Annotated in this window: 1 pseudogene; it reads right to left on the minus strand. The window is 78.2% G+C overall.

The features are described from left to right. Positions 1 to 198, minus strand: a pseudogene (locus tag ACR9ZK_RS23890) (glutamate mutase L); the annotation flags it as partial. Positions 199 to 229: the final 31 nt, after the last annotated feature.

Here is a 229-nt window from a genome sequence, read left to right on the forward strand (position 1 = left end):
CGCGAGCGGCCGGGGCGACTCGGTCGGCTGGGCCGCACGTGCATGGCGCCGGACCGCGACGAGGGCGGCCGGGCGGGCCAGCTCCAGGTCGAGCGCGCGCTCCTCGGCATCGGTCGGCAACAGCCCGGGCTGTCTGTGGACGCGCGCGCCCCACAACCACAGGTCGGCCGCGGAGGGAAGGCCGGCACCGTCGAGCACGTGCCCCTCCTCGGCGGCCCGGACGACGTGT

Source organism: Monashia sp. HAY1-5C, assembly GCF_056755255.1.